Origin of the sequence: Nonomuraea sp. AD125B (genome assembly GCF_041402765.1) — a bacterium.
Lineage (GTDB): Bacteria > Actinomycetota > Actinomycetes > Streptosporangiales > Streptosporangiaceae > Nonomuraea > Nonomuraea bangladeshensis.
The window spans coordinates 504,562-517,837 of sequence record NZ_JBGLOU010000003.1 but is presented as its reverse complement, the minus strand read 5'-3'; the positions used below and the strand labels follow the sequence as shown (position 1 = coordinate 517,837).

The 13,276-nt window shown below is 74.8% G+C and carries 11 protein-coding genes; 7 read left to right on the top strand and 4 right to left on the bottom strand.

Features of this window, described 5'->3' with window-relative positions; translation table 11 throughout:
* Nucleotides 1-29 precede the first annotated feature (29 nt).
* Together ACBR40_RS11485 and ACBR40_RS11480 are read right to left on the bottom strand one after the other, a co-directional pair.
* Nucleotides 30-821, bottom strand: coding sequence for a hypothetical protein (locus ACBR40_RS11485; RefSeq protein WP_371248646.1), 792 nt, complete (start codon nucleotides 819-821; stop codon nucleotides 30-32).
* Between the two features lie 71 nt (nucleotides 822-892).
* Nucleotides 893-2,032 carry an amidohydrolase family protein gene (locus ACBR40_RS11480; RefSeq protein ID WP_371248645.1) on the bottom strand — a complete coding sequence of 380 codons (1,140 nt, stop codon included), beginning with the start codon at nucleotides 2,030-2,032 and terminating at the stop codon, nucleotides 893-895.
* Between the two features lie 125 nt (nucleotides 2,033-2,157).
* Here ACBR40_RS11480 and sigJ point away from each other — a divergent pair, with 125 nt between their 5' ends.
* Entirely contained in the window at nucleotides 2,158-3,066 is a 909-nt protein-coding gene (gene sigJ / locus ACBR40_RS11475) for an RNA polymerase sigma factor SigJ (protein WP_371248644.1), read from the top strand.
* Here the strand turns inward: sigJ and ACBR40_RS11470 are convergent.
* Nucleotides 3,063-4,154, bottom strand: a complete 1,092-nt coding sequence (locus ACBR40_RS11470) for a hypothetical protein (protein WP_371248643.1) — start codon at nucleotides 4,152-4,154, stop codon at nucleotides 3,063-3,065. The two genes, sigJ and ACBR40_RS11470, sit on opposite strands and share 4 nt — an antisense overlap.
* Nucleotides 4,155-4,252: 98 nt before the next feature.
* Here ACBR40_RS11470 and ACBR40_RS11465 point away from each other — a divergent pair, with 98 nt between their 5' ends.
* From ACBR40_RS11465 to ACBR40_RS11440, 6 genes are all read left to right on the top strand, one after another.
* Nucleotides 4,253-5,380 carry an ROK family protein gene (locus ACBR40_RS11465; RefSeq protein ID WP_371248642.1) on the top strand — a complete coding sequence of 376 codons (1,128 nt, stop codon included), beginning with the start codon at nucleotides 4,253-4,255 and terminating at the stop codon, nucleotides 5,378-5,380.
* 5 nt (nucleotides 5,381-5,385) lie between these two features.
* The gene (locus ACBR40_RS11460; RefSeq protein ID WP_344206607.1) at nucleotides 5,386-6,357 is read left to right on the top strand and encodes a hypothetical protein; all 972 of its coding nucleotides are present in this window, start codon (nucleotides 5,386-5,388) and stop codon (nucleotides 6,355-6,357) included.
* Between the two features lie 91 nt (nucleotides 6,358-6,448).
* Entirely contained in the window at nucleotides 6,449-8,245 is a 1,797-nt protein-coding gene (locus ACBR40_RS11455; protein WP_371248641.1) for an ATP-binding protein, read from the top strand.
* Nucleotides 8,246-8,260: 15 nt separating this feature from the next.
* Nucleotides 8,261-9,403, top strand: coding sequence for an exonuclease SbcCD subunit D (locus ACBR40_RS11450; RefSeq protein ID WP_344206609.1), 1,143 nt, complete (start codon nucleotides 8,261-8,263; stop codon nucleotides 9,401-9,403).
* Nucleotides 9,403-11,898, top strand: a complete 2,496-nt coding sequence (locus ACBR40_RS11445) for an AAA family ATPase (RefSeq protein ID WP_371248640.1) — start codon at nucleotides 9,403-9,405, stop codon at nucleotides 11,896-11,898. The genes ACBR40_RS11450 and ACBR40_RS11445 overlap by 1 nt, the downstream gene beginning before the upstream one ends.
* Nucleotides 11,895-12,839, top strand: coding sequence for a hypothetical protein (locus ACBR40_RS11440; RefSeq protein WP_344206611.1), 945 nt, complete (start codon nucleotides 11,895-11,897; stop codon nucleotides 12,837-12,839). The genes ACBR40_RS11445 and ACBR40_RS11440 overlap by 4 nt, the downstream gene beginning before the upstream one ends.
* Here ACBR40_RS11440 and ACBR40_RS11435 read toward each other — a convergent pair.
* Nucleotides 12,836-13,267 (bottom strand): VOC family protein, encoded by a 432-nt coding sequence (locus tag ACBR40_RS11435; protein ID WP_344206612.1) that lies wholly within the window; start codon nucleotides 13,265-13,267, stop codon nucleotides 12,836-12,838. The genes ACBR40_RS11440 and ACBR40_RS11435 overlap by 4 nt on opposite strands.
* Between the last annotated feature and the right edge of the window lie 9 nt (nucleotides 13,268-13,276).

Sequence of the window (13,276 nt, the reverse complement as noted above, 5' to 3'; positions counted from 1 at the left end):
CGTGCTCCTGGTCACATTCGCGATCACGCTCATGACGCCGGCCGGCGGCGGCGCAGGACGAGGCCCGTGCCGCCGGCCAGCAGCAGCAGGGAGCCGGTCAGGATCAGCACCCGCCCGTCGGGACCGGCCTCGCCGCCGCCTCCCGTGGAGACGCCGCCGGACGGCACCGCCGTGGAGCTTTCCGTGGCGTCGTCCTCCGGGTCCTCCTCCTCGTCATCAGTGGGAGTGGGAGTGGGAGTGGGAGTCGGGGTCGGGCTCGGGGTGGTGCTCGACGTCGGGGTCGGGCTGGGCGACCCGCCCGTGGCGCTGATCGTCAGCGGGTGGTCCACCGGCTTGGTGGTGCTCGGGAGCTCGCACTCGATCACCGGATCCTGCGGGCTGGGGCCGAAGTTGACGGACGCCGCGTGCACCTTGCCCGTGCCCGCCTGCGACGGGGTGGTCGTCAGGTTGACCGTCGTCGTGGGGAGCGTGATCGGCGCGCCGGGGGAGACGCCGGTGAGCTGGGCGACGCCCGTGGCCGAGGTCAGGCCGGGGATGCCGCTGATGCCGGCGTAGGCGTACAGGTTGAGCCCGGCCTCCAGGCCGGTCGCGGGCGCGAGAAGCTGCGCCGACCCGGAGTAGGAGCCCTTCCAGGTGATCGTCAGGTGCTGCTGGACGCCGCCGGTGGCCGGCACGGTCAGCTCGACGCTCAGCTTGACGTTCTGCTTGTCGCCGGTCGCGGTCGTGGTGCACGTGTAGTCCAGCACCTCGGGGGCCGCGGCGGCCGCGGGGGCGCTTCCTAACAGCAGGGCGGCAAGGGGGACGAGCAGGGCGACACGCACGGAAGGCTCCCGGACGGATGGGGACGAAGGGTTCAAGTTTCCACTATCCGTGCGTGTCGGCAAGGTCTCGCCTAGCGGGTCTGGCGCACTCCTCGACGCCAGACGTCCACGATGGAGGCCGTGGCGGTGATGTCACGGGTCGGGTCGCCTTCGACCAGCACCAGGTCCGCGCGGAGACCGGGGGCGATCCTGCCGCGGTCGTCCAGGCCGAAGTGCCGGGCGGGCACGCTGGTCGCGGCGGCCAGCGCCTCCTCGGGGCTGAGCCCCGCCTCGGTGAGCAGCTCCAGCTCGCGGTGCAGGCCGGCGCCGTGGGCGGGCGTGAACGGGGTGGCGTCCGTCCCGGCGAGCAGGGGCACCCCGGCCCGGTGCAGGTCCCGCAGCGCGCCGGCGGCGTTGGCCGAGCTGCCGGGACGCGCGCAGTCGGCGGTCCTGACGTGCTGAGCGGTGATCGCCTCGAAATAGGCGAGCGTGGTCACCACGAAGACCTCCTGCCGGCGGGCCCGCTCGGCCAGCCGCCGGGAGGCCGGGTCGCCGGGCGCGAGGTCGGTCCACACATGGGCCAGGCCGTCCACGCCGGCGTCGAGCGCGATCTCCACCTCGGACGCGGTGATCGCATGGGCGACGACCCGCAGCCCGGCGTCGTGCGCCGCCCCGGTGAGGGCGGTGGCGACGTCCGGCGTCATCGCCGGCAGGTCGGCGCCGTGCACCCTGCCGTCGTCAATGACGATCTTGAGGTAGTCGGCTCCCTCGGCCAGCCGGGCCCGGACGAACGCCGGCGCCCGCGCGGGGTCGGACACGAACTCGATCTCCGGGGCCTCCAGGCCGGCGAGCACGGTGCCGGCCAGGGCCGCCAGGAGCTGGGTCGGGTGCCCGCCCGGTGCGGTGGCCAGGGTGCCCGCACTGCGCAGATCCGCCACGTCGTCGCTCTCCAAGGCGAGCCGGCGCTGCTCGCCGAGGATCCGCGGCAGGCAGAACATGTCGAGCTCCGTGGTGACCCCGTGCCGCAGGGCCTGGGCCAGGCTGCCGTCGAACACGTGCGTGTGCGCGTCGATCAGCCCCGGCAGAAGCGTCCTGCCCGCGCCGCTCACCTCGGCGTCGCCCGGCCGGCCGGGGCCGACCGCGGTGATCGACCCGCCTTCGATCATCACGTCGGTCCTCGGGACGGACCGTTCGCCGTCGAACAACCGGACGTCGCGGATCAGCGTACGCATCGAAATCTCCTCCATCAGTCGTGACGCCACCAGAGAGGAGTCCCGGCGGACGGGTGTGACATCGGGCGTCGATGTCACACTTCGGGCGTGACGGAGCTCTTCGGCGGCGGATGAGGAGGTTCGCCATGACATCGACCCCAGGGGACGCGACCGCCACGGAGCAGTTCCTCGGCCATCGCGAGCTGCTGTTCTCGGTGGTCTACAACATGCTCGGCAGCGTCGCCGACACCGAGGACGCGCTGCAGGAGGTGTGGCTGGCCTGGTCCGCCCGCCGCGACAGGCCGGCCGCGGGGCCGGTCGAGAACGCGCGGGCCTATCTGGTGCGGATGGCGGTGAACCAGGCGCTGGCCCGCCGCGCGGACCTGAGCCGCCGGCGGGAGACGTACGTGGGCCCCTGGCTGCCGGAGCCGCTGATCACGGTCGAGGAGGACGCGGCCGCCGCCGCCGAACGGGCCGAGTCGTTGTCGATGGCGATGCTGGTGGTCCTGGAGACGCTGTCGCCGCTCGAACGGGCGGTGTTCGTGCTGCACGAGGTGTTCGGGTACGGCCATCCGGAGATCGCGGGCATCCTGGGCCGCACGCCTGCGGCGGTCCGCCAGCTCGCCGCCCGTGCCCGCCGCCACGTGCACGCGCGGCGCCCCCGTAGGCGGGCCGAGCCGGACGTCCACGCCCGGGTCACCGAGCGGTTCGCCGAGGCCGCGCTCGGCGGGGACCTGAGGGCCCTGCTGGAGGTGCTGGCGCCGGACGTGACCCTGTGGACGGACGGCGGCGGCAAGGGTCCGGCCACCAGCCTGCGTCCCGTGCACGGCCGCGACCGGGTGGCCGCCCTGTTCGTGTCGGTCGCCGCGACGCTGCCCGACGGCGGCCTGGACCTCCGCTACCGGCGGGTGGCGGGCGATCCGTGCGCGCTCGTCTTCTCCGGCGACAGCCCGCTGGCCGTCGTCGTCGTGGAGCTCGCGCCCGACGGCGAGCGGATCAGCGGCATCTACTCGGTGACCAACCCCGACAAGCTGGCCGGGATCGGCTCCCGTTAGAGATCCCGGCGGCGCGGCGTGTACGGCGGCAGCCCGCCGAGATCGCGGTCCGCGTCCGGCCAGCGGCGGCGGAGCAGTCCGGCGGTCCGGTCCGCCCAGCCCGCCAGGTGCGGCAGCGCGCCCTTCGCGACGCCGGCCGCCGCCTCCAGGGTCGCCACGAGCTGGGCCCGGCTGTCGTCGCCCGGCGGTCGGGCGTCGAGGGCCGGCAGGCGTTCGACGCGGACGAGGGCGTACCAGAGGCAGGCCGCGGCGAGGCCGAAGCCGTAGCGGCGGTCGTCCTCGGCCTCGGGCACGCCCGCCGCCAAAGCCCGCCGGTACGCGGCGGCCGGCCCCGGATCGGCCACCGAGAGCCAGCCGGGTCCGGGGACGTGCAGGCAGACCGCGTCGTGCAGGCAGTGCGTGTACCCGGCGAACTCGAAGTCGATGAGCCGGGCGTCCGGCTCGCCGGCGGCGTGGACGAGCACGTTGTTGCTCTCCGGGTCGCCGTTGCTCAGCGCCAGGAACGGCCCGGGCTCGCGCAGCTCGGACACGGCGGCGGCCAGCTCGTCCGCCGCGCGGCCGGTGACCGGAGCGCCGAAGTCGGCGGACGCCCGCAGCCCCCGCTCATGGTGCCCGGCGAGATGCCCGGCGCGGTCCTCGGCGGGGGAGACCGGGCCGAGCGCGGCCCGCCGGGCGTAGTAGGCCGCGGCCCGGCCGGCGGTGGCGGCGCTCAGCGTGCCGCGGGCGCGGCCGAAGGCGGCGAGCCGGGCGGCGTGCGGGGCCGGGCCGTCGGCGTGCAGCAGCCCGTCCAGCGGCGTACGCGGGGACAGGTCCTCCAGCACCACGAGGCCGCCGTCCAGGTCGACGGCGAGGACGCGCGGCGCGAGGTCGAGTCCCAGGTCGTCGGCGAGGAAGCGCAGCGCGGCCACCTCGGTACGGGTCCGCCGGCCGTCGTCCCGCGCCTGGAGCACGTGCGGGCGTGTCCACTTGGCGATCGCCGACCCGCCCGCGCCGAGCCGCGCCCGCGCCACGGACCAGGGCGGCACCGGCTCCCAGCCGACGACGGCGGCCGACAGGAGGGACTCCACCTGGGCGGCACGGCTGATCACGCGGGCAGCCTATGACTCTGACGCCCCAGATTCGCGACATATTGCCTAATTCGGACGTAAGCCTTATTTTCTCACCAGTAGTTACTTAAGGGGCGACGATGGGCGAGCGGATCTCACCGGTCCAGGACGTGCGCAGGCACCACCTGCGGCTCGTGCTGCGCAGCCTGCGCGACGACGGCGCCCAGCCGCGCGCCGACCTCGCGCGGCGGCTCGGCCTGTCGGCCACCACCATGACCAAGGTCGTCGGCCAGCTCCTCGACGAGGGCCTGGTCGCCGAGGGCGCCGTGGAGGGGGCCGGCCAGCGGGTCGGCCGGCCGTCCACGGGCATCGGCATCAGGGCCGACGCGCGCAACGTCATCGGCGTACGGGTCGGCGCGGGCACCGTCGAGCTGGGGCTGTGCGACCTCAGGGCCCGGGTGACGCGGAGCGCGTCGTTCGCCTTCGACCCCGCCGAGCGGCCCGGACGGGTGGTCGCGCGCATCGCCGAGGAGGCGTCCCTGCTGGCCAAGGGCCTGCCCGACGGTCGGCTGCTCGGCGTCGGGGTCGCCGCCCCCGGCCCGGTGGACGCCGAGCACCGCCGCAACGTCCTGTCGGTCAACCTCGGCTGGCGCGACGTGCCCTTCGCCGACCTGCTGGAGCCCGCGCTCGGCGTCCCCGCGGTCGTGGACCACAACGTACGCGCCATGGCGCTCGCCGAGAGCCGCTACGGCGCGACCGGCGGCGCGGACCCGCTCCTCTACGTCCACGTCCGCACCGGCGTGGGCGCCGGGCTGGTGATCGGCGGGCAGCCGTTCCGTCCCGGCGCGTACGGCGTCACCGAGCTCGGCCACCTGCGCGTACGCGAGAAGGGCAGGACCTGCGCCTGCGGCGCGACCGGCTGCCTGGAGACCGTCGTGTCGGAGGCGTACCTCGCGGAGCGGCTCGGCCGCCCCTCGCCCGACCCGCTCGCCGAGCTGGACGACGAGCTGCTCGGCGAGGTCGCGGGCCACCTGACCACGGGCCTGGCCAGCGTGGTCAACCTGCTCAACCCCGAGCTGATCCTGCTCGGAGGCATCTTCCGCACGGCTCCCGAGCCGGTCTTCGACCGGGTGCGCGCCGCGCTGCGCGCCAAGGTGTTCCCCGTGCTGCGCGACATGGTACGGGTGGAGCGTCCGACCCTCGGCGGCGACGCCGGGGTCGTGGGCGGAGCCGCCGTCGCCCTGGACAGTTTCTTGTACGAAAGGTAGACAAAGTGGCAAATCGTGTGTTCGCTCCGCTGTCCGCGTTCGATCCGGTGGCGGGCTCCGTGGTGATGGAGCCGGAGAAGGACGAGCCGGGCTACTGGAGCGGCGCGGCCGGGGTCCTGCACGACGGCGAGCGGTTCTGGCTCACCTACCGCCGGCGGCGGCCGAGGGGCGCGGCGGCCGAGCGGGGCTGGCAGTGCGCGGTGGCCGTGAGCGACGACGGCCTGCGGTTCACCGACGTGTGGAGCGTGCACAAGGACGAGCTCGGCACCCCCTCCATGGAACGCTTCTGCCTGATGCCGGTCAGCGGCGGCTACCGGCTCTACCTGTCGTACGTGGACCCCGCCGACAACCGGTGGCGCATCGACGCGCTCACCGCCGAGCACCCGTCGCGCTTCGACGTCACCCGGGCCCGGCCGGTCCTGACCGCGGCCTCCACCGGCACCGAAGGGGTCAAGGACCCGTTCGTGCTGCGGGCCGGGCCGGTCACGTACCTGTTCGCCAGCTACGCCGCGCCCATGGACCGCCCTGACCCGGAGGCGCACGCCACCGCCGACATCTACAACGTCGGCGCGACCGTCCACCCGACCGGCCTGGCCACCAGCCTCGACGGCGAGTCGTTCACCTGGCGCGGCACGGTCCTGCCCGTCGGCACCGGCTGGGACCGCTACCAGGCCCGGCTCAACAGCGTCGTCCCCGTGCCCGGCGGCGGCTACGTCGGCTTCTACGACGGCTCGGCCTCCCACACCGAGAACTACGAGGAACGCTGCGGGGTCGCCGTCTCCGCCGACCTGTTCTCCTGGCGGCGGCTGTCCGAGTACGGCCCCTGGGTCACCTCCCCGTACGGCACCGGCTCGGTCCGCTACCTCGACGCGCTGCTCCACGACGACCACTGGTGGCTCTACTACGAGATGACCCGCGCCGACGGCGCGCACGAGCTGCGCGTCCACCGCGTTCCCGTCACGCGCACCGGCGGCTGAAAAGGGGTACCGGCGGCCGAATGAGCCGGACGCACCCCGCCCGCCCTACTACCCTCCTTGGGAAGGGCGTTGGTTGGGGGCGGAGGGATTGGTGACGGTCAACGGAGCGGCGAGCCCGCAGGCGGCGACAGCGGCAGGCGGGGCGCAGGTGACCGGTGAGGTGGTCGGGCGGGTCCTCGGCACGCAGGCGGCCTCGCCGCTGTCGTTCTGGGTGGGCCTGGAGCCGGGCAGGGTGCTCCAGCTCGACGACGTGGTGGTGACCAGGCGGGAGGTGCCCGGCCACGGCCCGGTGCTGGTCGCGGGCGTGGTGACCACGGTGGAGGCCCGGCACGAGGGCGCCGCGTACGACTCCGACGTGTTCCTCATCGCCGACGGCGCGCTCCCGGCCGCCGTGGTCGAGGTGGCCGAGGTGCGGGTGACCCGGGTCGAGCCGGAGGTGTTCGTGCCGCCGCTGCCCGGCTCCCAGGTCTACCTGGCCGGCTCCGGCGACCGCGACCAGGCGCTCTACTTCGACGTCATGGAGCGCCGCATCCCGCTCGGCATGGGCCGCGACGGCCAGCCGCTCTACGTCAACTTCGACTTCCTCGACGGCACCCGCGGCGCCCACGTGTCGATCTCCGGCGTGTCCGGCGTGGCCACCAAGACCTCCTTCGCCACGTTCCTGCTCTACTCGATCTTCAACTCCGGCGTGCTCGACGCCGAGTCCGCCAACACCAAGGCGCTCATCTTCTCCGTCAAGGGCGAGGACCTGCTCTTCCTCGACCACGACAACACCCGGCTCGACCAGCGCGCCCGCGACGGCTACGCCAGGCTCGGGCTGCCCGCGCGCGCCTTCGGCAGCGTCCACGTCTTCGCCCCGCCGCGCCCCAACGACCCCAACGGCGTCCCGCACGTCGCCGCCCGCACGCAGGGCGTCAGCGCCTTCTACTGGACGCTGGTCGAGTTCTGCCAGGAGGAGCTGCTGCGCTTCGTCTTCGCCGACGCCGACGACGAGCGGGCCGGCTACTCCCTGCTCGTCGGGCAGGTCGCGGCCCGGCTGAAGTCGTGGGCCGAGCCGATCGGCGACGGCGGCGCCGTACGCGTGCAGGGCACCACCTGCCGCACCTTCGCCGACCTCGTCGAGATGCTCTCCGACCAGCTCCAGGAGGAGGACACCCGCAGGGACTGGACCGGCGCGCAGACCCCGCTCGGCACCGTCAACGCCTTCCTGCGCCGCCTGCGCAGCGCCGTGCGCCCGCTGTCCCCGATCGTCCGCGGCGACCTGCCCTTCTACCGCAGCCACTCGGTCAGCACCTCCGACGCCCAGGTCTCCATCGTCGACCTGCACAACCTGCCCGAGCGGGCGCAGCGGTTCGTGGTCGGCGTGGTGCTGCGCGGCGAGTTCCACCGCAAGGAGTCCTCGGGCAGCGCCAAGCCGCTGCTGTTCGTGGTGCTGGACGAGCTCAACAAGTACGCGCCGCGCGAGGGCGACTCCCCGATCAAGGAGATCCTGCTGGACGTCGCCGAGCGGGGCCGCTCGCTCGGCGTCATCCTCATCGGCGCCCAGCAGACCGCCTCCGAGGTGGAGCGGCGGATCGTCTCCAACAGCGCCGTCCGCGTCGCCGGGCGGCTCGACCCGGCCGAGGCCGCCCGCTCCGAGTACGGCTGGATGCCCCCGGCCGTCCGCGAGCGCGCCACGATCGCCAAGCCGGGCACCATGTTCGTGGCCCAGCCGGAAATCCCGGTGCCGCTGGCCGTGGCCTTCCCGTTCCCCGCCTGGGCCACCAGGCCCGCCGAGGCCGCGCCCCGGGCCAGTGACAAGACGGGCGACAGGCCGGGCGCGAGGACGGGCGGCGACCCGTTCCAGGGCCTCCCGTCCGCCATCGAAGACGACATCCCGCCCTTCTGACACACAGGTGGTCTCGTGAAGATCCTGCACACCGCGGACTGGCACGTGGGCAAGGTGCTCAAGGGCCGGTCCCGTCTCGACGAGCACCGGGAGGTGCTGCGCGAGCTGGTCGCCGCCGCCCGCACCCACGACGTGGACGCCGTCATCGTGGCCGGCGACCTCTTCGACACCTCCGCGCCCACGCCGGAGGCGCAGTCGCTGGTGCTCGGCGCGCTCATGGCGCTGCGCGGCGACAACCGCGACGTCGTCGTGCTGGCCGGCAACCACGACAACGCGCAGCTCCTCGAGGTCTACCGGCCCGTGCTGGGCAAGCTCGGCCTGCACGTGGTCGGCGTCTTCCGCCGCCCCGACGCGGGCGGCACGCTCGCCTTCACCGCGCGTACGGGCGAGCCGGTGCGCCTCGCGGTGCTGCCGTTCCTGTCGCACCGCTACGTCGTACGCGCCGCCGAGGTGCTGACCGGCACCGCCGCCGAGCACAACCGCGACTACGCCTCCCGCATCGGCGAGCTGATCGGCGCGCTCACCGCCGGCTTCCACGGCGACACCGTCAACCTCGTCACCACCCACGGCACCCTGCCCGGTGGCGCGTTCGGCGGCGGCGAGCGCGAGGCCCAGTCGATCTTCTCGTACTACTTCGAGCCGACCGCCTTCCCCACCACCACCCAGTACGCCGCGCTCGGCCACCTGCACCGCCGCCAGCAGATCCCCGGCCCCTGCCCGATCTGGTACAGCGGCTCGCCGCTCAACGTCGACTTCGGCGAGGAGGGCAACGTGCCCGGCGCGCTGCTGGTCGAGGTCTCGCCCGGCCGGCCCGCCGTGGTCCGCGAGCTGACCTTCTCCTCCGCCCGCCGGCTCCGCACCGTACGCGGCACGCTGGAGCAGCTGGAGGGCATCGACCCCGGCGACGACTGGCTCAAGGTCGTCGTGGAGGAGAAACCCCGGGTCGGGCTCGCCGACGACGTACGCGAGCTGCTCGCGGGCGCCGCCGTGGACGTCATGCTGGACGAGAAGTTCCGCCCGGTGCCCGCCACCCGCCGGGCCGGCACGGCCGGCCGCAGCCCCCGCGAGCTGTTCCGCGACTACCTCGCCGCCACCGGACGCCACGACGACCAGGTGGCCGGCCTGTTCGACCGGCTCTACGACGAGGTGACCGGCTGATGCGCCCCCTGCTGCTCCACCTCGACCACTTCGGCAGCTTCCGCGAGCCGGTGGTCGTCGACTTCTCCGACACCGACTACTTCGCGCTCGTCGGCCCCACCGGCGCCGGCAAGAGCACGATCATCGACGCGGTCTGCTTCGCCCTCTACGGCACCGTGCCACGCTGGGGCAGGGAGGGCGCCGTCGCGCACGCCCTCGCGCCGTCCGTCGCCGCCGGCAAGGTCGCGATGGTCTTCGACAGCGACGGCCGCCGCTACGGCGTGGTCCGCGCGATGGTGCGCGACGCCAAGGGCGCGGTCCGCACCAAGGAGGCGCGGCTCGACGAGCTGGACCCGGCCGCGCCTCTGGAGCAGGCGTTCGAGGCCGTGGTCAAGCCGCTCGCCGAGGGCGAGGGCGTCACCCCCGAGGCGCAGCGGGTCACCGGACTCGAATACCGCTTCTTCACCCAGTGCGTGGTGCTGCCGCAGGGCCGCTTCGCCGAGTTCCTGCACGCCGCCCCGCGCGAACGCCAGGACCTGCTGGTGCAGCTCCTCGACGCCGACGTGTACGAGCTGATCAGGCAGCGCGCCGCCCGCGAGGAGGAGAGCGCCAGGCAGGAGGCGTCCTTCGCCCGCGACCAGCTCGCCAAGCTGTCCGGCGCGAGCGAGGAGGCCGAGCGCGAGCTGGCCGAGCGCATGGAGGCGCTGCGCCGGCTCTCCGACGCCATCGGCGCCGACCTCGACCTGCTGCGCGCCCGCGAGGGCGACATCCGCCGCGCCGAGCAGGAGCGCGCCGCCGTCGCCGAACGGCAGGCGGTGCTGGCCAGGCTGGCCATGCCGGAGGCCGTCCCCACCCTGGCCTCGGCCCGCCGCGCCGCCGCCGAGGCCGTCGAGACGCTGGCCCGCGAGGTCGCCACGCTGGAGGCCGACGAGCACGAGGCGTTCGAGGCGCTGGCCGCGCTGGGCGACCGCGGCGCGCCTCGGGCCGAGCTGGCCGCGCTCGACGCCCGCGAACGGCTCGCCGCCGACGCGGCCCGCACCCGCGCCGAGGCCGAGGCCGCCGTCGCGGGCCTCGCGGACCTCGCCGCCGCCGCCGAGACCGCCGAGCAGGCCGCCGGCGCGGCCGAGGAGCGGCGCGAACGGCTGCGCGACGCCCACGCCGCCGCCCACCTGGTGCACCGGCTGGCCGTCGGCGAGCCGTGCCCGGTCTGCCACCACCCGGTCGCCGAGCTGCCGCTGCACCGCTCGCCCGCCGACATGCGCACCGCCGACCGCGCCCTCGCCCAGGCGCGCGAGCAGGCCCAGCGCGCCCGCGCCGCGCACGCCAAGGCCGAGACGTCGGCGTCGCTGCTGGCCAGGCAGGCGGAAGGGCTGGAGTCCCGGCTCGCCGCGCTGCCCGCGCCCGGCGACCGCGCCGAGTTGGAGGCCCGGCTCGCGGAGATCGCCAAGGCGGACGCGGTGGCGGGGGAGGCCCGCGCCGCCGTACGCGCCGCGCGCGGCCGGCTGCAGCGCGCCCGCGACCACGCCGACCAGGTCGAACGCCAGACGGCGTCGGCCTGGCAGACGCTGGAGTCCGCCCGCGACCGCCTCCTCGTCTCCGGCGGCCGCTTCGGGCCCGACGACTCGCTGAGCTCAGGCGGGCGGTCCGGGCGCGAAGACCCGCTGAACTCCGGCGGGCGGTCCGGGCCCGAAGATCCGCCGGCGCCCGGCGAGGAGACCCAGGGGGACGCGCCGCCGCCTCTCGTCCGTGACGACCTGCACCGGGCCTGGAGCGAGCTGCTGGCCTGGCGCGACCGGGCCGCCGAGGCCGCCCGCGACCGCCTCGCCGCCGACCGCCGCAGGCTCGCCGAGCGCCTGGCCGAGCACGGCGTCGTCCCGCCCCGCGACGCCTCGCCCGACCAGCTCGGCGCCGCCGTCGCCGGCGCGCTCGCCCGCGCCGAGAGCGACCTCGACCGGCTCAGGGAGGAACGCAAGCGCGCCGCCGACCTGGAGCAGCGGGTCGCCATGAAGGAGCACGAGGCCAAGGTGGCCCACGAGCTCGCGCTGCGGCTGCGCGCCAACGCCTTCGAGCGCTGGCTGTGCGCCGAGGCCCTGGCGGTGCTCGTCGCCACGGCCTCGGAGACGCTGCGCGAGCTGTCCGACGGCCAGTACGAACTCGCGCTCGCCGACCGCACCGGCGACATCGAGGTCATCGACCACGCCGAGGCCGGCCTGCGGCGCAGCGCCCGCACCCTGTCAGGCGGCGAGACCTTCCAGGCCGCGCTCGCCCTCGCCCTCGCGCTGTCCGGGTCCGTCGCCAAGAGCCTCGACTCGATCTTCCTGGACGAGGGCTTCGGCACCCTCGACCCGGCCACCCTCGACACCGTCGCCACCACGCTCGAACGCCTGGCCGCCGGCCAGGACCGCATGATCGGCCTGGTCACCCACGTGCCCGCGCTGGCCGAGCGGGTGCCGGTGCGCTTCGAGGTCAGCCGCGACGGCAAGGGCTCCCACGTCCGCAAGGCCGGGATCGCGTGAGCGGCTTCACGGTCGACCCGTGGGACCCGGGCTACGCCGCCGCGCTCGCCGTCGAGAACATCGCCGAGATGGGCGCCACCAGCGCCGAGCTGGTGCTCGACGTCGAGCTTCAGCCCGCCGCCTGGCAGCCGGTCACGCCCGCGCCCGACGCGGTCCCGCCGACGACGCTGCTGGTCGCCGACGGGGTACGCCGCGTGGACGCGCGGGTCTGGGTCGAGGACCCCGGCGCGCCGATGCCGGTGCCGGGGATCGCGGCCTCGTACGCGGCCGGGATCGTCCGCTGCGGCCCGGAGGGCGCCGACCTGGCCGCGATCGAGGTCAGCAGGACGCTCATCTCCGCCTCCCCGAACACCCCCGAGGTCAAGACGCCGCACGCCACCTACCACCCGAGCAAGGCCGCCGACGCCAGCTTCGAGGAGCTGTCCCTGGCGTTGCAGCGGCAGGTCACCCAGCTCGAAGTGGACCTGGCGGTGCGTCACCGCACGGAGAGCGACGACCTGCTGCTGGTGGACGGCCCGCTGCGGGGCCGCACCCACCTGCCGCGCACGGTCGGCTACATCAAGACGCACCACACGGCCTACCTGCCGCCGCCGCAGTCCTCGGTGGTGGCGGCGCTCGCGCCGGGGCAGCGGACGCCGGTGTTCCTCATGGGCACGAGCTGGCGGCGGCACGCCTGGTACGTCCGGCTGCCGGTCCGCTCCTCCGCCCCGTGGGCGGGGGTCGCGCGCTGCGAGGCGAGCGCCGAGCTGGAGCCCGCCCAGGTCGTACGGCTCGCCGACGCCGTGACCCTGGCGCTGCCGCCGCTCGCCGGCGTCGACTACAAGGACCCGCGGGCGCCGCAGAACCTCGTGCCGATCGGCGGCCTGGAGAAGCTGCTACGCCACCACCTGGGCGACGCCCGCCTGCTCTACCGCTCGCTGCGCACCGCCGCCCTCGGCTAGTGGACCGCGAAGATCTGCGCGTCGTCGGCGAACGCCTTGAACTCCAGGGCGTTGCCCGCCGGGTCGAGCAGGAACATCGTCCACTGCTCGCCCGGCAGGCCCGCGAAGCGCAGGTACGGCTCGATGACGAACGCGACGCCGGCCGCCCCGAGCCGGTCCGCCAGCCGGTGGAACTCCGGGATCGTCAGGATCAGTCCGAAATGCGGCACCGGCACGTCGTGCCCGTCCACCGGGTTGCGCGCCCGTTCCCCGGCGGCGCCTGGCGCGAGATGGGTGACGAACTGGTGCCCGTACAGGTTCCAGTCGATCCACCTGTCGGAGCTGCGGCCCTGGGCGCAGCCGATGAGCTCGCCGTAGAAGTGCCGGGCGGCGTCGAGATCGTCCACGGGCACGGCCAGGTGGAAGCGGGGGATCGAGGGAGCGGACATGAGCGACTT